Here is a 20,782-nt window from a genome sequence, read left to right on the forward strand (position 1 = left end):
CCCCCGGTCAGGCCCGACTGCCCTGGTCGCCCACAAGCGTGCCGATCTTCTCACCCTTGACGGCCCGCGCGATATTGCCCTCGGCCAGAAGCTCGAAGACGAGGATCGGGAGCTTGTTGTCGCGGCACAGGGTGATCGCGGTCATGTCGGCGACCTTGAGGTCTCGGGTGATGACCTCGCCATAGCTCAGCGAGTCGAACTTGACCGCTGCGGGGTTGGTCTTCGGGTCGGAGTCGTAGACCCCGTCCACACCGTTCTTGCCCATCAGCAGGGCCTCGGCGTCGATCTCCAGGGCACGCTGCGCGGCGGTGGTGTCGGTCGAGAAGTACGGCATGCCCATGCCCGCGCCGAAGATGACCACACGGCCCTTCTCCAGGTGCCGTACGGCCCGCAGCGGGATGTACGGCTCGGCGACCTGCCCCATGGTGATGGCGGTCTGCACGCGCGAGTCGATGCCCTCCTTCTCCAGGAAGTCCTGGAGGGCGAGGCAGTTCATGACCGTGCCGAGCATGCCCATGTAGTCGGAGCGGGCCCGGTCCATGCCGCGCTGCTGGAGTTCGGCTCCACGGAAGAAGTTGCCGCCGCCGATGACGACGGCGATCTGGGCACCGCCGCGGACCACCGCGGCGATCTCCCGGGCCATCTTGTGCACCACGTCGGGGTCGACGCCGAGTGCCCCGCCACCGGCGAAAGCCTCACCGGAAAGCTTCAGCAGGAAGCGGCCGGCGCCCTTGCCGGTGTCGCTCTTTTCGTCCTTGTCGGCCTTGGTGGTGGTCATGGAGATCTCGCCTCTTCTACGTGTCGCACATACAAAGAAGGCCATTGCCGGTGGGGTGTTGGTGGCAACCCATGCGCGGCAATGGCCTCCTCGTCAGATCTGCTGTCGACCGTCACGCGCACGCGTGGCGGCATACGCAACCAACACGGACGACTGCTGTCGACCCTATAGGGGTCGCGCGTCGATCGCGGTACGGACTCAGATGCCGACCTTGATGCGCACGAAACGCTTCAGGGTGACACCGGCCTCGTCCAGGACCTTCTGGACGGACTTCTTCTGGTCGAGCGCGTACGGCTGGCCCAGGAGGGTGGCCTCCTTGAAGAAGCCGTTGACGCGGCCCTCGACGATCTTCGGGAGGGCGGCCTCGGGCTTGCCCTCGGCGCGGGTGGTCTCCTCGGCGACGCGACGCTCGGACTCGACGACGTCGGCCGGAACGTCCTCACGGGAGAGGTACTTCGGCGCGAAGGCGGCGATGTGCTGCGCGATGCCCTTGGCGAGGTCGGCGTCCGGCTTGTCCAGCTCGACCAGGACACCGATCTGCGGGGGCAGGTCGGGCATGGTGCGGTGCATGTACGCGCTGACGAAGGCGCCGGAGAACTGCGCGAAGCGGTCCAGGACGATCTTCTCGCCCAGGTTGGCGTTGGCCTCGTCGACGTACGCCTGGACCGTCTTGCCGTCCACGATCTCGGACGCGAGCAGCGCGTCGAGGTCGGCCGGGGAGGTCTTGGTGACGTGCTCGGCGATCGTGTTGGCGACGGCCTGGAACTTCTCGCCCTTGGCGACGAAGTCCGTCTCGCACTTCAGCTCGACCAGGACACCGGAGGAGTTGTCGTCGGCGATGATGGAGACCACGGCGCCGTTCTCGGCGGAGCGGCCCTCGCGCTTGGCGACGCCCTTCTGGCCCTTGATGCGCAGCGCTTCGACGGCCTTGTCGACGTTGCCGTCGGCCTCGTCCAGCGCCTTCTTGCAGTCCATCATGCCGGCGCCGGTGAGCTCGCGGAGCTTCTTGACGTCAGCGGCGGTGTAGTTCGCCATGATCTGTGAATCTCTTCTCGGAGTTCGAAGTCTCGAAGTCGGCGTCCGCCGCTGATCGGGCGGGCGTCCACCGAAGATCTACGGGTCTGGGGGTGAACGGCGGGCGGCGCGTTCGGCGCCGCCCGCTGTCACTCAACCGTGACGCTGGTTCGTCAGGCCTGCTCGGCGTCGGCCGGCTTCTCGGCCTCGGCAGCGGCGACCTCGGCAACGGGGGCCTCGGGCGCGGGGGCCTCGGTGGCGGCCGGAGCCTCGGTCTCGGCGGCAGCCGGGACCTCGGCCTCGGGGGCGGCGGCCTCGGCGGCGGGCGCCTCGACAGCGGCCTCGTCGGCCTTCTTCTCGCCACCTTCGAGCAGGTCGCGCTCCCAGGCGGCGAGCGGCTCGCCCGCGGCCTTGTCACCCTCGGCCTTACCGGCACCGGAGCGGGCGATGAGGCCCTCGGCGACGGCGTCGGCGATCACGCGGGTGAGCAGGGTGACGGAGCGGATCGCGTCGTCGTTGCCCGGGATCTTGTAGTCGACCTCGTCGGGGTCGCAGTTGGTGTCGAGGATGGCGACGACCGGGATGTTGAGCTTCCGGGCCTCGCCGACCGCGATGTGCTCCTTCTTGGTGTCCACGATCCAGACGGCGCTGGGCACCTTCTGCATCTCGCGGATACCGCCGAGGGTCTTCTCCAGCTTGGCCTTCTCGCGCGAGAGCACGAGAAGCTCCTTCTTGGTGAGACCCGAGGCCGCGACGTCCTCGAAGTCGATCTGCTCAAGCTCCTTGAGGCGCTGCAGACGCTTGTAGACGGTGGAGAAGTTGGTGAGCATGCCGCCCAGCCAGCGCTGGTTGACGTAGGGCATGCCGACGCGGGTGGCCTGCTCGGCGATGGCCTCCTGCGCCTGCTTCTTCGTGCCGACGAACATGACCGTGCCGCCGTGGGCGACGGTCTCCTTGACGAACTCGTAGGCGCGGTCGATGTACGACAGCGACTGGAGCAGGTCGATGATGTAGATGCCGTTGCGCTCCGTGAAGATGAACCGCTTCATCTTCGGGTTCCAACGACGGGTCTGGTGACCGAAGTGGACGCCGCTTTCCAGCAGCTCCCGCATCGTGACGACGGCCATGGCCGTTCTCCTTGAATTTCTCGGTTGTGCCGCGCGTGCCGGACGGCACTCGCGCCTGACGCCCACTTGCGCCTTGCCACTGGGGACCGAGAGGCGCTGACACCGGCTGTTTGATGGCCTGATGTCGGGGCGTGCGAAGTCGACCCGGTGACCCGGATCGCCACATGAAGTGTACGGGACCCGCGAGGTGCCGGGTGACGCCGCTGTCCACAACCGGCCGGTACTCCACAGATCCCGGCCATGATCCACTTTTTCCCGCCGCGCACGGGACCGTTCTCGCATGCGAGCAGAACGATGTCCTGGTACGTGGCTGGCGCTGCTGTCGGCCCTGATGGTGGCCGCGTTGTGCGCGGCCCTACCCGCGGCGACCGCCCTCGACGGCGACCCCGGCGGCGACTCCAGCGGCGGTGCGCTCCCGCCACCGAGCGCCGACTCACCGGTGCCCGCGGTCGGCCGCACCTGGCCCGTGGGCCTGCGGCCGGCGGTGATACGAGGCTGGGAACCCCCCGCCACCACCTTCGGCCGGGGCCACCGCGGCGTGGACCTCACCGCGACCCCCGGCACGCCGGTCCGCGCCGTCGCCCCCGGCCGCGTCTCCTTCGCGGGCCGGGTCGCGGGCCGGGGAGTCGTCTCAGTGGAACTGACCGGCACGGGAGACCCACCCCTGCGCACGACGTACGAGCCGGTGCGGGCGACGGTGAAGAAGGGAGCGGAGGTGTCGGCGGGCGAGGTGGTCGGCGTACTGGAACCGCCGGCTTCCCACTGCCCGCAGTTCTGCCTGCATTGGGGCCTGCGCCGGGCCGACGCGTACCTGGACCCGCTGTCCTTGCTCCCACCATGGCTGCTCAGCCGGGGTCCGTCACGGCTGTTGCCGGTCATCGGGGTGCCCAAGGTCGGGGTACGGGTCGTGCCCGAGGCCGGTTTACGGGTCGTGCCCTAGCTCTGGTCCGGCCGGCTGTGCGACGGCGTCTCATGGACCGAGCGCCGCGAGGGGTACCACTCCGCGCCCACCGGACGGCCCGCCATGTTCCAGCTCCAGGAGACGGTCGGCGTGATGCGGGTATAGAGCCCGGGCCCGACCATCCCCACACGCTCGACCGGTTCCTCGGCAGTGCCGTAGATCCGTACGCCTCGTGCGATGAACGGATCGAGGGACACCAGATCGTCGATGACGAGGGCCACCTCGTGGTGGCCGGCCCGGATGTTGCGGAACTTGCGGGTCCCGGCGACCGACGAGCCACTGCCCCCGACCCAGAAGTGCGTGCCGTCGTATTCGAAGGCGAGCGGGACCACGTCGGGCTGCCGGCCGTCGGGCGACAGCGTCGCGACGCGGGCGAGCGGCTGTGACCGCATGTAGGCGATCTCTTCGTCGGTGAACGACATGACAACAACCTCCGGGCGTACGTGCGAAGGCGGCGTCCACCCTCCACAAGGGGTCCCTCACTCCGAGTACGAACGACATCCTGCCGGATCGGCACCGACCGACACGCCTAAGAAGTTGCCCTGCTCGGTGGACGCCGCCGGACTCAGCCCTGCACGCCCCGCAGAGCCATCGCCACGGCCGCATCGGTGATCACGCCGGGCTCCTCGGCCGCGCCGATCTCGATCCTGCGCACGGCCGCGTCCACGATCCCCTGAAGGAGCATCGCGGCCATCCGGGGCTGCTCGTGCCCCATGTCCCGCAACGCCTCCACGATCATCGCGACAAGTCCCCCATGAGCCGCGCGGATCTTTTCGCGCGCGCCCGCGTCGAGCTCGCTCGCGGAGATCGCCACGACGGCACGGTGGCGTCGGTCCCCGACGAGGCCGAGCTGCTGGCGGACATACGCCTCGACCTTGCCCTCGGGCGTCCCGGCCAGCGACATCGCCGTCTCGACCTCGGCAGCCCACACCGGGAAGTCGACCTCGCAGAGCTCTTCGACGACGGCCGCCCGCGACCGGAAGTACTCATATACGGAGGACCGCGCGAGTCCCGTCCGCTCGGCGAGTGCCGGGAACGTCAGCGCCTCCGTCCCGCCCTCGGACAGCAGGGACCGTGCCGCGTCCAGCAGGGCGGCTCGCTGCATCGACCGGTGCTCGGCCACGGAGGCCGCTCGAATCCTTGGCACGCTCCCACTTTACGGATGCCCCGCCCAAGACGGGAGACTCTCGTCCGTCAGGGCTTGATCCAAGGTGCCCCGGCCGAAAGAAGCCCCACGTCAGAGGCGTCACGAGCGGCAGCATCCGTCTTCGGCGCGCACGCCCCGCCACAGGGCCGCCGATGGATCCGCGCGCCGTCGCACGCCGGAGGCAGGGACGATTCAGCGAGGTCAGCGCCCAAAACTCGCCAGCTTGGCCCGCAACTGGAGGACGGACTTGGTGTGGATCTGGCTGACCCGGCTCTCCGTCACACCGAGGACATTGCCGATCTCGGCGAGCGTGAGGCCCTCGTAGTAGTAGAGCGTGACGACGGTCTTCTCGCGCTCGGGGAGCGTGTTGATGGCCCGCGCCAGGAAGCGTCGCAGTTCCCGGTCCTCGGCGACCTCCACGGGATTGTCTGCCGCGGTGTCCTCAAGGGTGTCCATCAGGCTCAGCCGGTCGCCGCCCTCGCCGCCGACATGCAGCAGCTCCTCCAGGGCAACCACGTTCGCCAGCGACAACTGGCTGAACACCGCGTGCAGTTCGTCGACCGCGATGCCCAGCTCGGCGGCCACCTCGCACTCCGACGGTGAACGCCGCAGCCGTGCCTCCAGCGTCGCGTAGGCCCGCTCGACATTGCGCGCCTTCTGCCGCACGGACCGCGGGATCCAGTCCAGCGCCCGCAGTTCGTCGATCATCGCGCCCCGGATCCGCGTGATCGCGTACGTCTCGAACTTGATCTCCCGCTCGATGTCGAACTTCTCGATGGCGTCGATCAGCCCGAACACTCCCGACGAGACGAAGTCAGCCTGCTCCACATTGGGCGGCAGCCCCACGCTCACCCGGCCCGCAACATACTTCACCAGCGGCGAGTAGTGCAGGATCAGCTGCTCGCGCAGTCGCTCGTCGCCCGTGGTCTTGTACGACCTCCACAGCTCGTCGAGCGTCGAGGGGGCGGGCGGCCGCACGCCGCTGCGGGCAGCGGGTGGAACAGCCGCCCGGTCAGACCCGGAGGTGTGCTGGGGCATTCGTCGCCTTGTGCCGTTCTGCCGTGAACTGTGAGTGTCCGAGTGAGCTGTCGGTCTGATGTCGAGTTGCCTGTCTGAGTCGGAATCCTTGTGAGCGTAGCGTGACTGCACCGTCGCAGTGCGCGAAGGTCGAGGGATCCACCGTGCGCAGATACGTTCCGCTGGGCGCTCCTCAGGGTCACGGTCGTCGCCATGCGTAACCACCGAGGAGCGCCAACTATGCGAACTGCCAAGGGTTTCGGGGGGTCGCCCGGACGGCCGAACACTCTCAGTCAGCATCGCCCCCGATCCGTACCGACGGAGAAAGTGGCCTGGCGTGTCAACTTCCAGCCGTCGCCGTGTCGTTCGACGAAGCCAAGTGAGCGGAGTTCGTACAGCCTCGCGACCGCGTCGTCCGCCGTCGTCCCGGCGCCCCTGGCAATCTCCTCGGACGACGCGGTCCGGCGGGCCGGCAGCTCGGCGAGCACACGGGCGGCGGCCGGGTCGAGGAGGTCGCGCGGCAGCACCGGCCCACGCCGGTCCGGCGCCAGCTCGCCCATGTCGCCGACCAGCTCCGCGACTTCCGCGGCGTCGGTGACCAGCGTCGCGTCCCCGCGCAGCAGTTCGTGCACCCCCGCCGAGAGCGCGCTGGTGGCCGGACCAGGTACTCCTATCGCATACCGGCCCAACCGCTGAGCCGCCCGGGCGGTCACCAGAGCGCCGCTCCGGTAGGCCGCCTCGACGACCACCGTGCCACGGGTCAACGCCGCGATGACTCTGTTGCGGAGGATGAATCTGCTCGGTGTCGGATGGTCGCCGGGCGGCAACTCGCCCACGACCAGTCCCTGTTCGGCGATCCTGGTGATCAACTGTGTGTGCCCGCGCGGGTAGGGCCGGTCGACCCCGCAGGCGAGTACGGCGACGGTGGCCCCGCCCGCGCCGAGCGCGCCACGGTGCGTCGCGCCGTCCACCCCGTAGGCACCCCCGGACACCACGACCCAGCCCCGCTCGGCGAGCCCCGCACCGAGTACGGACGCCATGTACGCCCCGTACTCGGTGCAGGCCCGTGCCCCCACGACGGCGACGGAGCGCAGCGCCCATATCCGCAGGCTGGGCCTCCCCCGCACCCATAGACCGGTGGGCCGTGCGTCCCCGAGGTCGTCCAGTTGCGCGGGCCACTCGGCGTCCCCGGGGCACACGAACCGCGTCCCGGCGTCCCGTGCCACGGCGAGGTCCCGCTCCGGGTCCGCCCGCTCGGCCCGGGCCCGCAAGCCCGCCCATCTCTTGTCCGTCACGCCCGGCAGCTGTTGCCCGCCTCCGAGGAGCCGCCGGACGACCTCCGCCGCCCCGATCTCGCGGAGCCACCGTCCGCAGACCTCGTCCCCCGGTTCGATGACGCGGGCGAGGAAGGCCCGGTGAAGCCGCGCTTCGTAACTGCCGTCCCCACAGTCCCTGCTATCCCTGCTGTCTCCTCTGCCCTTGCTGTCTCTGCTATCCCTGCTGTCTTCTCGGTCCCTGGTGTCCCCGCTCACGACAGCGCCCCGATCGCCATCGGCACACCCCGAGGGACCCCGGTGCGCAGTTGCAGCGCGAGGGCGACGTCCGTCACGTCGGGCCTGTCGTGTCCCACCAGGTCCGCGACGGTCCAGGCGACACGCAGGACACGGTCGAGACCGCGTGCGGTGAGCACACCCCGCTCCAGACTTCGCTCCGCGTCGTCCATGGCTCCCACGGAGGCGTACCAACGACTGCGCAGCTCGCGCCCCGGTACTTCGCTGTTGGTCCGCCAGGGAGTGTCCGTCAGACGCGCGGCGGCCCGCTCCCTGGCCGCCCGCACCCGCTCTGCGACCGTCTCGGTCGATTCGCCGCGCGCACCCCGCTCCGTGAGTTCGGAACGGGTGACGCGGTCCACCTCGACCCTCAGATCGACCCGGTCGAGCAGGGGTCCGGAGAGCCGGGCCTGGTAGCGGCGGATCGCGGAGGACGGGCACTCGCACAGGCTGTCCCGCTGCGAGAAACGGCCGCACGGGCAGGGGTTCGCCGCGAGCACCATCAGGAACCGGGCCGGAAAGCGCACGACACCGGCGCTGCGCGCGATCACCACATGCCCCGACTCCAGGGGCTGGCGCAGGGCGTCGAGGGCGTGGCTGCTGAATTCGGGTGTCTCGTCGAGGAAGAGCACTCCCCGGTGAGCGAGCGACACCGCGCCCGGCCGTGCGATTCCCTGGCCGCCTCCGACGAGCGCCTGCAAGGTCGCCGAGTGGTGCGGTGCGCAGTAGGGCGCGACATCGACCAGGGGTTTGCCCGGTGGCAGCAGACCCGCGACCGAATGGACGGCGGTGACCTCCAGGGACTCGCCGCGGCTGAGCGTCGGCAGAATGGCCGGCAGCCGCTCGGCGAGCATCGTCTTGCCCGCCCCCGGCGGGCCTTCCAGGAACAGGTGGTGGCCGCCGGCCGCGGCGACCTCCACCGCGGTCCGTGCCGAGTGCTGGCCGACGACGTCGGAGAGGTCGTGTCCGTGATCGTGCTGTGTGGCGCCCATGCTGTGCATGCCCGTGGCCGCGCCCGTCCCCGGCATGCGCAGGCCCGCGAGCAGCGGATCGGGCCGACCCTGGTCGTCGGGATCCTCGTCGGGCACCGCTTCGTCCGTGAGGACGGCGATCAGCTGCCGAAGGCTGCGGACTCCGAGCACGGACACCCCGGGCACCAGCGAGGCCTCGGCGGCGGCGCAACCCGGCACGACCACCTGCTCGTATCCCGCGTCCGCCGCGGCCAGCACGGCCGGCAGCACTCCCCGTACGGGCCGGACGCGGCCGTCCAGGCCCAGCTCTCCGACCATCACGATGTCGGAGAGCACCCGTGGGTCGATGCGCTCGGAGGCCCCCAGGGCCGCGCAGGCGATCGCGAGATCGAATCCGCTTCCGCTCTTCGGCACCGAGGCCGGGCTGAGTCCCACCGTGAGCTTCTTCTGCGGCCACTCCCCGCCGGAGTTGACCACGGCCGCCCGCACCCGGTCCTTGCTCTCCGTCAGGCTCTTGTCGGGCAGGCCGACCAGCGTGAACGCCGCGACCCCCGGCTCCAGGTCCGCCTGGACCTCGACGACGACGCCCTCCACGCCGACGAGGGCCACCGAGCACGTACGCGCGAATCCCATCAGGCCACCCCCCGCACGTGCTCCACGACGGGGGCGCCGCGGTCGGGCAGGAGGACGCCGACGACGTCGATGCGGACGCCGCCGGGTGGCGCTCCTCCGTGTTCCTGCAGCCAGCGCTCGGCGAGGCCGCGCAGCCGCTGTGCCTTGGCGGGGGTCACGGCGGCCATCGGGTGCTCGAAGGCACCCGTGCGGCGGGTCTTGACCTCGCAGACGACCAGCGCGTCGCCGTCCCGGGCCACGATGTCGATCTCACCGGTCCTGCCGGAGCGCCAGTTGCGCCGCAGGACCGTCATTCCCGACTCGGTCAGCCGCCGCGCGGCCAGATCCTCGCCGTACTTTCCCAGTGCGTTGCGTGCCTTGGACGTCTTCATGTGGGCACCACCTCCGGCACCCACAGTGAGCCCACCGCGATCCGCTAGTGGATCTTGGTGGACGGCCACTCGGTTGTGGACAACTCGGTCACCCACACGAGCGGCCGCCCCAGCCGAGCAGCCACGTCCAGCCGGTCAGCCGGTCAGCCGATGTGACCCTCAGCTGCTCGGCAATTCGAGGTCGCTCTTGTTCAGCTCCTCGATATTCACGTCCTTGAACGTGAGGACACGCACCTGCTTCACGAACCGAGCAGGCCGGTACATGTCCCACACCCAGGCATCCGCCATGGACACCTCGAAAAACACCTCACCCTGAACCGAGTGCACCTGCATCTCGTAGTCGTTGGTGAGATAGAAGCGCCGTTCGGTCTCGATCACATATTTGAACAGACCGACGACATCGCGGTACTCCCGGTAGAGCTTCAGCTCCATCTCGGTCTCGTACTTCTCGAGGTCCTCGGCGCTCATGGCATGTTCCCCTTCAGCCGTGCGTCCCCCTATTGTGCGCCAGCCCCGCGAGCCCCTAGACGATTTCCGTGTCGAGGGTCTCGGGCCTGGCCGGGGGCCCTTCGTCGAGCAGCCTGCGCAGCAGCTCGGCGAGTCTGGTCGGATACACCGTCTCATGTGCCTGGTTAAGTTCCTGGCACGTCCACCAGCGCGCTCCGGCGACACTGCGCCGTTCCAGCTCGGTCAGTCCCCTGGGCTCGGTCGCCGTCTGCGTCGTACGGGCCAGGTAGTACCACTCCTCCTGGTCCCAGCGGCGCCCTGCGAACGGGAACGAACAGGTCCGCCGCCACAGCACCGGGCCCAGCTCGATCTCGGTGATGCCGGTCTCCTCCACGAGTTCCCGCCGCGCGGCCTCTTCCCGTGTCTCGTCGCCCTCGACGCCGCCGCCCGGTGTGAACCACCAGCTGTCCGACGGGTTCTCGGGTTCGTGGCCGTGGAGCAGCAGGATGCGGTCCCGCGGATCGAGGAGCACCACCCGGGCGACCTTCCGCAGTTCCCCGAGCCCGTCGGGCCCCGGGACCGGCTGCTCGCCGGTGCTTCCGGACTCCGGACTTCCGGACTCCGCGGCCGAGTGCTCGCCCGCCCCCTGAGGCGCCTCAGCCTGCAAGGGCCTGCTCCCTCGTGCCCGTGCGGCCTCGCCGACGCCCAGCCCGTTTGGCGATCGGACCGTACGCCCCTCCGCCGAGGACGAATACCGCGCCCACCACGATCGCCGTGAGGACCAGGCGCAGGGGCCCCGGCTCGGAGATGCCGCCGAGGGCCTCGAAGTTCGTGGGACGGGCCAGCATGCCGTCCATGGGCCAGGCCACGGCGTCGACGCGGGCGTTCACCGCGCTGCGCGGCACCGAACCACTGCCTGCTTCCGTGAGGTGGGCGGTGGAGTCGAGGGAGCCGCTGCGCTCGTCGCCGAGCAGGAAGAGCCTGCCCTCGGGGACCTCGATGGCCGGGATCGTGGCCCCCTCGGCCACGCTGCCCTTGGGGAGATACGGCTCGTCGATCTTCTTGCCGTTGACGGTCAGCTTGCCGTCCGTGCAGCAGGCGACCGTGTCACCGCCGACCGCGACAACCCGCTTGACCAGGGGCATGTTGCCCCAGCTGGCCTCTTTGAAGACGACGACGTCACCGCGCTCGACGTCCGAGCCGTCGATCCGCTCGGCGAGCACCCGGTCACCGGCCGCGATGGTGGGGGACATCGAGTCGGTCGGCACGGTGTAGGGCTGGTAGACGACCGCGCCCCAGGCGAAGCCGCCCAGGAACAGCACACAGCCGAGGGCCATGACCAGTCCCGACAGCATGCTGCCGAGCCGACCATGACCCTCGTCCGTACGACTTGTCCGGCTCATCCCAGTGCTCCCCCACATCGGAGAATCGACCCCGCGGCCCCCGTACGGGCCGCGGAAGATCGGCGATCTGGGATCGCACCCTACCCGGCGGTACCCGGCCCAGAAACCCTGGTGTTCCCGACGGTAAGGCGGCGCCTGCGCCACAGCACCAGCGGCACCGCGCCCGCGAGCCCGAGCACACCGGGAGCCGCGGCGCTGAGGTCCTGGTCGAAGGTGTCCGGCACCGGCAGCGTGGACCAGCGGGTGGGCGGCCAGGCGACCACGATGGCGCGGCCCACGACGTTGTCCACGGGCACGAAGCCCTTGTACTTGTCCTGCTGGTGGTAGCGGGAGTCCAGCGAGTTCTGCCGGTGGTCACCCATGACCCAGATTTTGCCTTCGGGTACCTTCACCTTGAACTGGCCGCCGATGTCGTCCACGGTGCACGGCGTGTTCCCCGGATACACGTAGGAAGCCTCGTTCAACGCCTTGCCGTTGACCTTCAGCGGGCCGGTGCCCTTGCACTCGACCGTGTCGCCGGCGACGCCGATGACACGCTTGATGAGGTCCTTCTCCTCGGCGGAGGGCATCAGACCGATCCAGCTGAGGCCCTTCTGGATCGCGTTCGGAGTCGGGGTCGGCTCGCCCGCCAGCCACTCGGCGGGGTCGTGGAAGACGACGACCTCGCCGCGCTCGGGCTCCGAGCCGAACCACGGGGTCAGCTTGTCGACCAGGACCCGGTCACCCTGCTGGAGGGTGTTCTGCATCGAGTCCGAGGGGATCGAGAACGCCTGGACCAGGAAGGTCTTGATCAGCAGCGCGAGAACCAGCGCGATGCCGATGAGCAGCGGGAGTTCCTTCCAGAAGGACCGCGGCTTCTTCGGCTGCGGAGCGGCCCCGTCGCCGTCCTGGGCGTCTCTGCCCCCGTCGTCACCGGAGTCACTTCCGGCGGTCACGTCGTCCTCTTCGGCCGGGGGGAGCGACTCTTCCGGTCGTTCCGGTCGCTCCTCGGGACCCTCGTGTCCGGACCGTGCGCCGACCGCCAATTCCCCCACATCCACTCCTCACTCCGTGCCGCCGCCTGCGACGGATACGACGCAGGCCCACCACTCCCATAACGAGCGGGAGTTCCGCAGGAGTCGGGAGCGGGATCAATCCGTATCGATCCGCGGTGGCCACCCTATGCGACGCGCCGAGCACAACGCCCGCCCCACCGGGCGCGTCGGGCACGGAAGCGTACGTATCCGGCTCCTCGAGTTGACTCCAGTGACCGATCGGCCAGGCGATGACCATGGCGCGGCCCACGACATCCTCGGAGATGGTGCCGCCGTACTTCTCGGTGCGGTGGTAGCGGGAGTCGGCGGAGTTGGAGCGGTGGTCGCCCATGACCCAGAGGCGTCCCGCGGGCACGTTCACCTCGAAGGTGAGCGACGAGGGTTTGTCGCCGGGGTTGATGTAGGGCTCGGTGAGCGGCATGCCGTTGACGGTGACGCGGCCCTGGGTGTCGCAGCACTTGACGGTGTCGCCGCCGACCGCCACGACCCGCTTGATCAGGTCCCGTTCGTTGTCGGAGGGCAGCAGGCCGATGAAGGTCAGCAGCTCCTTGGCCTGCTTGACGACGATGGGGTCGTCCGACTTCGCCACCGGCTGCTCGTCCTCCAGCCAGCCGCCGGGGTCCTTGAACACGACGACATCTCCGCGCTCGGGCTTCGAGCCGAACCACGGCGTGAGCTTGTCGACCAGGACGCGGTCACCGATCCGGATCGTCTGCTCCATGGAGCCCGACGGGATCACGAAGGCCTGGACGAGGAAGGTCTTCAGGACGAGCGCTATGAGCAGGGCGACCCCTATCAGGAGGGGTATCTCCTTGATCGCCGAACGCTGTCTGCGCCGCTTGACCTTGCGGGCGAGCTTGCGCCGCTCGGCCCGGCCGGGCATGACGGGGCCTCCGGTACGCCGGCTGCCGGTGGGCAGGAGGTCCTCGGCGGCACTGCGGGCGCTGCGGGGCTTGCCGCGGTTACCCATGGACACCGTCCGCGGTGCTCGGCTCGCTCGTCCGCGGGGCGCCCCGGCCCGTGGCAGCAGGCACGCGCGCGTAGCCGTCGGCGCGCTCCAGAGAGGTCCAGTGGCCGACCGGCCAGGCGATCCAGCCCGCTCTGCCGATCACGTCGTCGACGGGGATCATGCCGCCGCCCGGGGAGCCCAGGTGGTCGCGGGAGTCGCTGGAGTCGCCGCGGTGGTCGCCGAGGACGAACAGAGAGCCGTCGGGCACGACGACGTCGAAGGACACCTCTGACGGCTTGTCGCCCGGGTACAGAAACGTCGATTCGTCGACCGACCGGCCGTTCACTCCGATCCTCCCCTGCCTGTCGCAGCAGACCACATGGTCTCCCCCCACACCGACGACACGCTTGATGTAGTCGGCGTCGCCGAAGTAACCGGTGCCGTCGAACACGACGACGTCACCGCGCCTCGGCTCAGCACCGAAACGGTACGCCAACTTATTTACGAGAACGCGGTCCCCAATCCTCAATCCAGGCTCCATCGAGCCACTGGGAATCTGGAACGGCTGGATCACGAAGCGGCTGAGGAGCAGGAGGAAAACCAGACAGAACAGCACGGTCAGGCTGATCCGGCCACCCGGCAGCCAGTCGGCGGCCCGGGCCACCAACGCGAAACGCGACCGTCCCTCCGTCCCCTCTGTGTCCGAGATCTCTTCGGATCCGGCGGGGTGGGAGGAGCGGTCGCGCTCCGTCTGCTGTGCTTCGGCGTCCATCGGGGCCAGATGCTATCCGGCCGTCATGTGGAGCCCGGCGCGGCTGCTCAGCTCTCGCGCTTCTCCTTGATCTTCGCGGCCTTGCCGCGCAGCTCGCGGAGGTAGTACAGCTTGGCGCGACGCACGTCACCGCGGGTGACGAGCTCGATCTTCTCGACGATCGGGGTGTGCACCGGGAAGGTGCGCTCGACGCCTACGGAGAACGAGACCTTGCGGACCGTGAAGGTCTCGCGGACACCGGCGCCCTGGCGGCGGATGACTACGCCCTTGAACTGCTGCACACGGGAGCGGTTGCCCTCGATGACGCGGACGTGGACGTTGACGGTGTCACCCGGGCGGAAGGCCGGGACGTCGCTGCGCAGCGACGCGGAGTCGACGGTGTCGAGCAGGTGGGCCATGATCGTCTGCTTTCTTCGCCGATGCCACAGGTCATCAACGGAAGTCGGTGTTCCAGAAGGGGGGCCGTGCGAGTCGGGGCGGGCGTCGTGTCCCCCTGTGGCAGGGGCGCACGCCGGACGACGTACAGCAGCCGCCTATTCTTCCACGGCCTGTGGCCTGCGCCAAAATCGGCCGTCGGGGCCGGGCTGCCAGCCGAGGATGGAGAGCATTTCGCGGTCCTTCTTGTCGAAGGCGGCCGGATCGCAACGCTCGATGAGGTCCGGCCTGTTGGCCGTCGTGCGCTTCAGTGCCTCGTCCCTGCGCCAGCGGGCGATCTTCCCGTGGTGGCCGCTGACCAGTACTCCTGGGATCTCGCGCCCGCGCCACTGGGGCGGCTTCGTGTAGACGGGGCCCTCCAGGAGGTTGGCCATGGCTCCCGGCGCGAAGGAGTCGTCCCGGTGGGACTCGGCGTTGCCGAGGACACCGGGCAGCAGCCGGGCCACGGCCTCCGTGACGACGAGGACGGCCGCCTCACCGCCGGCCAACACGTAGTCGCCGATCGACACCTCGTAGACGGGCATACGGGTCGCGTACTCGTCGATGACCCGCCGGTCGATGCCCTCGTAACGGGCGGGCGTGAAGACCAGCCAGGGGCGCTCGGAGAGCTCGACGGCGAGCTCCTGGTCGAAGGGACGGCCGCTGGGCGTGGGCACGACCAGGACGGGCCCGCGGGAGCCCGTCTCGTAGCCGTCCGCGAGGACGGAGTCCAGTGCGTCGCCCCAGGGCTCGGTCTTCATGACCATGCCGGGGCCGCCGCCGTACGGGGTGTCGTCGACCGTGTTGTGCCGGTCGTACGTCCACTCCCGCAGATCATGCACGTGCACATTCAGCTGTCCACGCGCGCGTGCCTTGCCGACGAGCGAGACGTTCAGCGGTTCCAGGTACTCGGGGAAGATCGTGAGGACGTCGAGCCGCATTACGCCTCGTCTCCGGAGGAGGCGTTTTCGGCATCCCCGGAGGGGGCGTCTTCGGCATCCCTGGAAGAGGAGTCGTCCGCATCCCTGGAGGAGGCGATTTCGGCCAGGTCGTCGATCAGTCCGGGCGGCGGGTCGATGACCGCCCGCTGCTCCTCCAGGTCGATCTCTACGACGATCTCCTCGACGAACGGGATCAGCACCTCGCTCCCGTCGGCCCGCTCCACCACGAAGAGGTCCTGGGACGGCAGGTGCGAGATCTCGGTGATGCGCCCGACCTCGGCGCCGTCCTTGGTGACGACGTCCAGGTCCATGAGCTGGTGGTCGTAGTACTCGTCCGGGTCCTCGGGCTTGTCGTCCGGGTCGACCTCGGCGATGAGCAGGGTGTTGCGCAGCGCCTCGGCGCCGTTGCGGTCGCGTACGCCCGCGAAGCGCAGCAGGAGGCGGCCGCTGTGCACCCGCCCTGTCTCGATGGTCAGCGGACCGGCCGAGGCGGGGTCCGTGGCCAGGACGGCACCGGGCGCGAGCCTGAGCTCCGGCTCGTCGGTACGTACCTCGACGGTGACCTCGCCCTTGATGCCATGGGCGCGGCCCACCCGCGCGACTACCAGCTGCACTTGCCTGATCTCCTGTTCGTGTGCCTACGGCATGGCCGCCCGACCGACCACGGGGTGGACGGCTGCGACGCAGACGACTACGGGCCGGGGACGACCCGAAGGCCCTCCCCGGCCCGAGCCGGTGCTGCGTGTTACGTCAGCGGACGTGGTCCACGTCGACGAGGTCGACACGGACACCGCGGCCGCCGATGGCGCCCACGACGGTCCGCAGGGCGCGTGCGGTGCGGCCGTTGCGACCGATCACCTTACCGAGGTCGTCGGGGTGCACCCGGACCTCCAGAACGCGTCCACGGCGCAGGTTGCGCGAAGCGACCTGCACGTCGTCCGGGTTGTCGACGATGCCCTTCACGAGGTGCTCGAGAGCCTCCTCGAGCATGCTCAGGCCTCGGTCGACGCGGACTCGGCGGCGGCCTCGTCCTTCTTCTCAGTCTTCTTCTTCTGGGTGATGGCCTCACCCTTGCCCTCGTCGTCGCCGCCCAGGGCGTCGAACAGCGGGCGCGCGGCCTTCGGCTCGGCCACGAGCAGCGGCGCCGGGGCGGGCAGGCCCTTGTGCTTCTGCCAGTCACCGGTCAGCTTGAGAATGGCGAGAACGGGCTCGGTCGGCTGCGCGCCGACACCCAGCCAGTACTGCGCACGCTCGGAGTCGACCTCGATGCGCGAGGGGTTCTGCACCGGGTGGTACAGACCGATCTCCTCGATGGCCCGGCCGTCACGGCGGGTACGGGAGTCGGCGACGACAATGCGGTAGTGAGGCGAACGGATCTTGCCCAGACGCTTCAGCTTGATCTTGACTGCCACGGGAGTGGTGTCTCCTGGTCTTGACGTGGTTGGGCACGGCGAGATTGCCGCGTGGGGTTGCGGTACCCGAGTGCCCGATGGACGCGTCAGCCGGAGGAGAGAGGGGTCCTGTGCGGCTGTCGAGTACAGCTGGCCATTCTGCCACACCCTGACGGGCGCCTCGACCCGGGCAGGAGGTGACCGCCCGCGGCACGGTTTCGGGTCCCGCGCGGGTGTCGCCGTCGAGGTAGGGCGCTGCGCAACCCGGCACCCACGAGATGCCACTGCGCTCTCCCGCTCCACCCCGGCGGCACGACGGCCCGCCGCTACGGCAACTGTCCGCGACTACCCGCTCAGCCCGCTGCCGCGCCGACCACCTCCGGGATACGGAACGGCTTCCCGCACCCTCCGCACACGATCGGTGCCTGGGCGAGGACCGACGGGACGACGCGGACGTTGCGCCCGCAGTCGCACACCGCCTTCACGCGCACGCCTCCTCCGGAGGAACCGTGCCGGGCGGCCGGGCCCCGGAAGCTGCGGGCCGTGTCCGCGGCGGTCGCGACCGTGTGCGCCTTGAGGGCGCGCTGCAGCCGCTCGATCGTCGGGCGGTAGCGCCGCTTCGCCTCGGGGTTGAGCGTGACCAGAGAGAAGCCGCTGCTGGGATGCGGCTCCTCCGGGTGGTCCAGGCCCAGCTCCTCGGCGATCGCGAGGAATCTGCGGTTGTGGTATCGGCCGGCGCGGGAGGTGTCACGGACTCCTCGGGCGGCGGCGATGCCGTGGACTGCTTCGTGAAGCAGTCGCTCGAAGGAGAGCTCGTGTCCGCAGGCGGACGACGACTCTCCGATCAGGGACTCTGGCGCGGCAAGATCGGGCAGCTCGGGGTGGTGCCGCTGAATGTCGGCCCACGCCCCTGCCAGCTCTGCGGCGAGAACAGGTGGTGTCGTGCTCACGTAATGAGAACGAGCCGGGGTGCCTCTGTGTTCCTATTCCGGGGCATCCCAAATAATTTGCACGTACCCGTCAGTTGCCCCTGATGCGTCCGGACGAGGGCGGGTGCGCTGATCTGCGGAGAAGCCTCACAGTTCGCACCTAGCCGGTACGTAGCGACCCGTACGCCCCGGCATGTAGACGGTGTCCGCACGCCGGGACACCTGCGGTCATCAGATGCGCAAGAGGCGTTTCGGTCCTTCTCGCCGCGGAATGCCGGGGCTCAGTAGGCGCGGGCCACGACTGCGACGTTACCGGGTGCGTCGTCGGTCCCGGGCACCGACCCGTCCTCGGCGACCAGACACCGTACGGTCACGGCATGCGCGGCGAGCTCGGCTTCGCCCTCTTCACCGAGCGCGGCCCAGGGGATACGCGCCCAGCCGGTGCCGGCGGCCTCGACGGCCTCCTCGATCGTCGACACCTCGGACGTCCGGGACTCCCGCCGCTCGCGCGACTGCGTCAGCAACAGCGCCTGGTCCTCTTCGAGAACGGTGGGCAGCAGTTGTACGAGGGCGTCGACCGCCACCGGCTCCTTCCCGCCGGGGATGCGGCGGGCCAGCATCACGGTGCCGTTCTCCAGGTCACGGGGGCCGACCTCGATGCGTACGGGGATGCCCTTGAGTTCCCAGTCGACGGCACGGCGGCCGAACGGGATGTCCGTACGGTCGTCGACCTGGACGCGTACGCCCGCCGCCTTCAGCCGATCGGCGAGCTCGCGGACCTTGGCCAGAACCGCATCGTCGCCCTTGATCGCGAGGACGACGACCTGTACGGGGGCGAGGCGCGGCGGCACCCGCAACCCACTGTCGTCGCCGTGCGACATAATCAGGCCACCCACCATGCGGGTCGAGGACCCCCAGGAGGTCTGCCAGACGAGCTCCTCCCGGCCCTCCCTGGACAGGTACCGGGTATTGAAGGCCTTGGCGAAGTTCTGGCCCAACTCATGACTGGTGCCCATCTGCAGGGCCTTGCCGTCGCCCATCATCGCTTCGAGCGTGAGGGTGTTGACGGCCCCGGCGAACCGCTCGCCCGGAGTCTTCCGCCCCAGCACCACGTCGATCCCGAGGACGTTCACCATGAAGTCCGCGTACACCTTCTCGTGGATGTACGCGGCGTAGTCCCGGGCGTCCTCGTACGTGGCGTGGGCCGTGTGTCCCTCCTGCCACAGGAATTCGGTCGTACGAAGGAACACGCGCGGGCGCATCTCCCAACGGACCACGTTCGCCCACTGGTTGACCAGCAGGGGCAGGTCGCGGTAGCTCTGCACCCACTTGGCGAAGGAGGCGTTGACGATCGTCTCGGAGGTGGGGCGGACGACGACCGGCTCCTCCAGTTCCTTGCCCCCGCCGTGCGTGACGACGGCGAGCTCGGGCGCGAAACCCTCGACGTGCTCCGCCTCCCTCGTCAGATACGACTGCGGGATGAGTAGCGGGAAGTACGCGTTCTGGGCACCCGCCTCCTTGATACGGGCGTCCATCTCCCGCTGCATCCGCTCCCACAGCCCGTAGCCGTAGGGCCGGATCACCATCGTGCCGCGCACCGGACCGTTGTCGGCCAGTTCGGCCTTGTTGATCAGATCCTGGTACCAGCGCGGGAAATCGTCCGCCCTGGGCGTGAGCACGGGTGCCTTTGCCATGGCGCGATGGTACGGGCCCAGGTTGCCGGGATGTGAAATCTCGCGGCGTACGCCGGTGGCGGACAAGCCGGGCGCCGTAACCCCTGGACGACACGACGAGCGCGGAGTTACCTGGCATACGGGGGGAGTGCTCGCGCACTGCACGGGGGTGGAGAAACGGGGCGTGAAGAAACGGGGCACAGAGGCAACTCTCGGCGGATTGGGGCGCTTTCGATGACACCTACGCTCGTGCGGCATCACCTACCTCACGCGGGGGCTGCGCCCCGGGTGGATCCGTGGGCACGCGCGCGTGACTGGGCCGAGATTCAGGAGCGGATGCTCGTCCCGCTCTACGAGGCCGTGTACGAGCGACTCGAAGTGGGCTCTGCCACCCGGCTGTTGGGGCTCGGCTGCGGTTCCGGTCTCGCGCTGCTGATGGCGGCGTCGCGGGGTGCCGGGGTCACCGGTGCCGACGCTTCGGCGCCCGAGCGGCTGGCTCTCGCGCGGGAGCGTTTACTGCCCGAGGCGTGGGGCACGCGTGCGCGTGCCGGGACGCGGCTGGTCGACGGAGGGCCGGCGGAGCTGGCGGGCGGTGCGGGCACGGCCGCGTACAACCTGGTGACGGCCTTCGAGCCGATCGGGTGTGTGGCCGGGGACTCCGAAGGGCTGGGCGAGTCGCTGGCGGAGGCGACTCCGCTCGTGGGGCGGGGCGTTCCTGTCGTGCTCACGGGGTGGGGGCCGCCGGAGCGGTGTGCGACGTCCTCGGTTCTGCGGGTCGCCACGAAGCTGGCGGATCCGCTGCGGGCAACGGATCCGCATGGTGCGGGGAGTTGGCGGCCCGCACTCCGGGACGATCTGGAGGAGGTCGCCCAGCGGGCCGGGCTTCGGCCCGACGGGTCGGGGCGGGTCGCTTGTCCCTTCGGGTACGCCGATGTGGACAACGCGGTGCGGGGGCTGCTGTCCACCGGGCTCTTCGACGCGGCTGTCGCGGCCACGGATCAGGCGCAGGTCGACAAGGAGGTGCGGGAGGCGCTTCACCCGCACCAACGGCGGGACGGGACGGTGTGGATGCCGAACGTGTTTCGGTATCTGATCACACGGACGGCTTGAGGGGTGCGGGGTGAGGCGGGGGTGTTTTTCGCCCCCGCCGCCCCTACCCGTCCCATCCCCTGGGGGCTCCGCCCCCAGACCCCCGTATCGCGCTCAACGCGCTCGTCCTCAAACGCCGGACAGGCTGGTAATTAGCCCCTCCGGCGTTTG

The 20,782-nt window shown here is 69.6% G+C and carries 24 protein-coding genes; 2 read left to right on the forward strand and 22 right to left on the reverse strand.

Annotation, left to right across the window (positions count from 1 at the left end; translation table 11 throughout):
* Positions 1 to 7: 7 nt before the first annotated feature.
* From pyrH to rpsB, 3 genes are all read right to left on the reverse strand, one after another.
* The gene (gene pyrH / locus OHA11_RS12215; protein ID WP_266495222.1) at positions 8 to 778 is read right to left on the reverse strand and encodes a UMP kinase; all 771 of its coding nucleotides are present in this window, start codon (positions 776 to 778) and stop codon (positions 8 to 10) included.
* A 198-nt stretch (positions 779 to 976) separates the two neighbouring features.
* Entirely contained in the window at positions 977 to 1,813 is an 837-nt protein-coding gene (gene tsf / locus OHA11_RS12220) for a translation elongation factor Ts (protein ID WP_266495225.1), read from the reverse strand.
* 152 nt (positions 1,814 to 1,965) lie between these two features.
* The gene (rpsB, locus tag OHA11_RS12225) at positions 1,966 to 2,919 is read right to left on the reverse strand and encodes a 30S ribosomal protein S2 (RefSeq protein ID WP_266495227.1); all 954 of its coding nucleotides are present in this window, start codon (positions 2,917 to 2,919) and stop codon (positions 1,966 to 1,968) included.
* A gap of 280 nt (positions 2,920 to 3,199) precedes the next feature.
* Between rpsB and OHA11_RS12230 the strand changes: the two genes are divergently transcribed.
* Entirely contained in the window at positions 3,200 to 3,859 is a 660-nt protein-coding gene (locus OHA11_RS12230; protein WP_266495230.1) for a M23 family metallopeptidase, read from the forward strand.
* On the opposite strand, the gene OHA11_RS12235 is transcribed toward OHA11_RS12230, so the two are convergent.
* The 19 genes from OHA11_RS12235 to proS all read right to left on the reverse strand — a co-directional run bounded on the left by OHA11_RS12235 (position 3,856) and on the right by proS (position 19,543).
* The gene (locus tag OHA11_RS12235) at positions 3,856 to 4,302 is read right to left on the reverse strand and encodes a PPOX class F420-dependent oxidoreductase (protein ID WP_266495232.1); all 447 of its coding nucleotides are present in this window, start codon (positions 4,300 to 4,302) and stop codon (positions 3,856 to 3,858) included. The two genes, OHA11_RS12230 and OHA11_RS12235, sit on opposite strands and share 4 nt — an antisense overlap.
* 143 nt (positions 4,303 to 4,445) lie before the next feature.
* Positions 4,446 to 5,003 carry a TetR/AcrR family transcriptional regulator gene (locus tag OHA11_RS12240; RefSeq protein ID WP_266507107.1) on the reverse strand — a complete coding sequence of 186 codons (558 nt, stop codon included), beginning with the start codon at positions 5,001 to 5,003 and terminating at the stop codon, positions 4,446 to 4,448.
* 225 nt (positions 5,004 to 5,228) lie between these two features.
* Entirely contained in the window at positions 5,229 to 6,065 is an 837-nt protein-coding gene (whiG, locus tag OHA11_RS12245) for an RNA polymerase sigma factor WhiG (RefSeq protein WP_266495235.1), read from the reverse strand.
* Between the two features lie 272 nt (positions 6,066 to 6,337).
* The gene (gene dprA, locus OHA11_RS12250) at positions 6,338 to 7,438 is read right to left on the reverse strand and encodes a DNA-processing protein DprA (protein WP_266507108.1); all 1,101 of its coding nucleotides are present in this window, start codon (positions 7,436 to 7,438) and stop codon (positions 6,338 to 6,340) included.
* 134 nt (positions 7,439 to 7,572) lie between these two features.
* Positions 7,573 to 9,198, reverse strand: a complete 1,626-nt coding sequence (locus OHA11_RS12255; protein ID WP_266495237.1) for a YifB family Mg chelatase-like AAA ATPase — start codon at positions 9,196 to 9,198, stop codon at positions 7,573 to 7,575.
* The gene (locus OHA11_RS12260; protein ID WP_266495240.1) at positions 9,198 to 9,569 is read right to left on the reverse strand and encodes a YraN family protein; all 372 of its coding nucleotides are present in this window, start codon (positions 9,567 to 9,569) and stop codon (positions 9,198 to 9,200) included. Before OHA11_RS12260 ends, OHA11_RS12255 begins: the two co-directional genes overlap by 1 nt.
* Positions 9,570 to 9,728: 159 nt before the next feature.
* The gene (locus tag OHA11_RS12265) at positions 9,729 to 10,037 is read right to left on the reverse strand and encodes a DUF2469 domain-containing protein (RefSeq protein WP_055510545.1); all 309 of its coding nucleotides are present in this window, start codon (positions 10,035 to 10,037) and stop codon (positions 9,729 to 9,731) included.
* 55 nt (positions 10,038 to 10,092) lie between these two features.
* On the reverse strand, positions 10,093 to 10,569 hold the full coding sequence (locus OHA11_RS12270) for an NUDIX hydrolase (RefSeq protein ID WP_266507110.1): 477 nt from the start codon (positions 10,567 to 10,569) through the stop codon (positions 10,093 to 10,095).
* Positions 10,570 to 10,672: 103 nt separating this feature from the next.
* A complete protein-coding gene (gene lepB, locus OHA11_RS12275) occupies positions 10,673 to 11,419 on the reverse strand; it encodes a signal peptidase I (RefSeq protein WP_266495248.1) in 747 nt (248 codons plus the stop codon).
* 80 nt (positions 11,420 to 11,499) lie between these two features.
* Positions 11,500 to 12,453 carry a signal peptidase I gene (gene lepB / locus OHA11_RS12280; RefSeq protein ID WP_266495256.1) on the reverse strand — a complete coding sequence of 318 codons (954 nt, stop codon included), beginning with the start codon at positions 12,451 to 12,453 and terminating at the stop codon, positions 11,500 to 11,502.
* Positions 12,338 to 13,423 carry a signal peptidase I gene (gene lepB, locus OHA11_RS12285; RefSeq protein ID WP_266495258.1) on the reverse strand — a complete coding sequence of 362 codons (1,086 nt, stop codon included), beginning with the start codon at positions 13,421 to 13,423 and terminating at the stop codon, positions 12,338 to 12,340. The genes lepB (OHA11_RS12280) and lepB (OHA11_RS12285) overlap by 116 nt, the downstream gene beginning before the upstream one ends.
* Positions 13,416 to 14,174: a signal peptidase I gene (lepB, locus tag OHA11_RS12290; protein WP_266495260.1), complete on the reverse strand. Its 759-nt coding sequence runs from the start codon at positions 14,172 to 14,174 to the stop codon at positions 13,416 to 13,418. Before lepB (OHA11_RS12290) ends, lepB (OHA11_RS12285) begins: the two co-directional genes overlap by 8 nt.
* Before the next feature lie 47 nt (positions 14,175 to 14,221).
* Complete coding sequence (rplS, locus tag OHA11_RS12295) at positions 14,222 to 14,572, reverse strand: 50S ribosomal protein L19 (protein WP_266495262.1); 351 nt, start codon at positions 14,570 to 14,572, stop codon at positions 14,222 to 14,224.
* Positions 14,573 to 14,707: 135 nt separating this feature from the next.
* Complete coding sequence (gene trmD / locus OHA11_RS12300) at positions 14,708 to 15,529, reverse strand: tRNA (guanosine(37)-N1)-methyltransferase TrmD (protein ID WP_266495264.1); 822 nt, start codon at positions 15,527 to 15,529, stop codon at positions 14,708 to 14,710.
* Entirely contained in the window at positions 15,529 to 16,143 is a 615-nt protein-coding gene (gene rimM / locus OHA11_RS12305) for a ribosome maturation factor RimM (RefSeq protein WP_266495266.1), read from the reverse strand. Before rimM ends, trmD begins: the two co-directional genes overlap by 1 nt.
* Before the next feature lie 136 nt (positions 16,144 to 16,279).
* Positions 16,280 to 16,519 carry an RNA-binding protein gene (locus tag OHA11_RS12310; protein WP_003973401.1) on the reverse strand — a complete coding sequence of 80 codons (240 nt, stop codon included), beginning with the start codon at positions 16,517 to 16,519 and terminating at the stop codon, positions 16,280 to 16,282.
* A 2-nt stretch (positions 16,520 to 16,521) separates the two neighbouring features.
* Entirely contained in the window at positions 16,522 to 16,941 is a 420-nt protein-coding gene (gene rpsP, locus OHA11_RS12315) for a 30S ribosomal protein S16 (protein WP_266495269.1), read from the reverse strand.
* Between the two features lie 332 nt (positions 16,942 to 17,273).
* Entirely contained in the window at positions 17,274 to 17,870 is a 597-nt protein-coding gene (locus tag OHA11_RS12320) for a hypothetical protein (RefSeq protein ID WP_107021810.1), read from the reverse strand.
* Positions 17,871 to 18,130: 260 nt separating this feature from the next.
* Positions 18,131 to 19,543, reverse strand: a complete 1,413-nt coding sequence (proS, locus tag OHA11_RS12325; protein WP_266495278.1) for a proline--tRNA ligase — start codon at positions 19,541 to 19,543, stop codon at positions 18,131 to 18,133.
* Between the two features lie 213 nt (positions 19,544 to 19,756).
* Between proS and OHA11_RS12330 the strand changes: the two genes are divergently transcribed.
* Positions 19,757 to 20,632 carry an SAM-dependent methyltransferase gene (locus tag OHA11_RS12330; protein ID WP_266495280.1) on the forward strand — a complete coding sequence of 292 codons (876 nt, stop codon included), beginning with the start codon at positions 19,757 to 19,759 and terminating at the stop codon, positions 20,630 to 20,632.
* The last annotated feature ends 150 nt before the right edge of the window (positions 20,633 to 20,782 follow it).

Origin of the sequence: Streptomyces sp. NBC_00878, assembly GCF_026341515.1 — a bacterium.
Lineage (GTDB): Bacteria > Actinomycetota > Actinomycetes > Streptomycetales > Streptomycetaceae > Streptomyces.

Bases quoted from the DNA above. Each gene is read 5' to 3' on its own strand.
- pyrH (WP_266495222.1), bottom strand. From the start codon at position 778: ATGACCACCACCAAGGCCGACAAGGACGAAAAGAGCGACACCGGCAAG.
- tsf (WP_266495225.1), bottom strand. From the start codon at position 1,813: ATGGCGAACTACACCGCCGCTGACGTCAAGAAGCTCCGCGAGCTCACC.
- rpsB (WP_266495227.1), bottom strand. From the start codon at position 2,919: ATGGCCGTCGTCACGATGCGGGAGCTGCTGGAAAGCGGCGTCCACTTC.
- OHA11_RS12230 (WP_266495230.1), top strand. From the start codon at position 3,200: ATGCGAGCAGAACGATGTCCTGGTACGTGGCTGGCGCTGCTGTCGGCC.
- OHA11_RS12235 (WP_266495232.1), bottom strand. From the start codon at position 4,302: ATGTCGTTCACCGACGAAGAGATCGCCTACATGCGGTCACAGCCGCTC.
- whiG (WP_266495235.1), bottom strand. From the start codon at position 6,065: ATGCCCCAGCACACCTCCGGGTCTGACCGGGCGGCTGTTCCACCCGCT.
- OHA11_RS12255 (WP_266495237.1), bottom strand. From the start codon at position 9,198: ATGGGATTCGCGCGTACGTGCTCGGTGGCCCTCGTCGGCGTGGAGGGC.
- OHA11_RS12260 (WP_266495240.1), bottom strand. From the start codon at position 9,569: ATGAAGACGTCCAAGGCACGCAACGCACTGGGAAAGTACGGCGAGGAT.
- OHA11_RS12265 (WP_055510545.1), bottom strand. From the start codon at position 10,037: ATGAGCGCCGAGGACCTCGAGAAGTACGAGACCGAGATGGAGCTGAAG.
- lepB (WP_266495248.1), bottom strand. From the start codon at position 11,419: ATGAGCCGGACAAGTCGTACGGACGAGGGTCATGGTCGGCTCGGCAGC.
- lepB (WP_266495258.1), bottom strand. From the start codon at position 13,423: ATGGGTAACCGCGGCAAGCCCCGCAGCGCCCGCAGTGCCGCCGAGGAC.
- lepB (WP_266495260.1), bottom strand. From the start codon at position 14,174: ATGGACGCCGAAGCACAGCAGACGGAGCGCGACCGCTCCTCCCACCCC.
- rplS (WP_266495262.1), bottom strand. From the start codon at position 14,572: ATGGCCCACCTGCTCGACACCGTCGACTCCGCGTCGCTGCGCAGCGAC.
- trmD (WP_266495264.1), bottom strand. From the start codon at position 15,529: ATGCGGCTCGACGTCCTCACGATCTTCCCCGAGTACCTGGAACCGCTG.
- OHA11_RS12310 (WP_003973401.1), bottom strand. From the start codon at position 16,519: ATGCTCGAGGAGGCTCTCGAGCACCTCGTGAAGGGCATCGTCGACAAC.
- proS (WP_266495278.1), bottom strand. From the start codon at position 19,543: ATGGCAAAGGCACCCGTGCTCACGCCCAGGGCGGACGATTTCCCGCGC.
- OHA11_RS12330 (WP_266495280.1), top strand. From the start codon at position 19,757: ATGACACCTACGCTCGTGCGGCATCACCTACCTCACGCGGGGGCTGCG.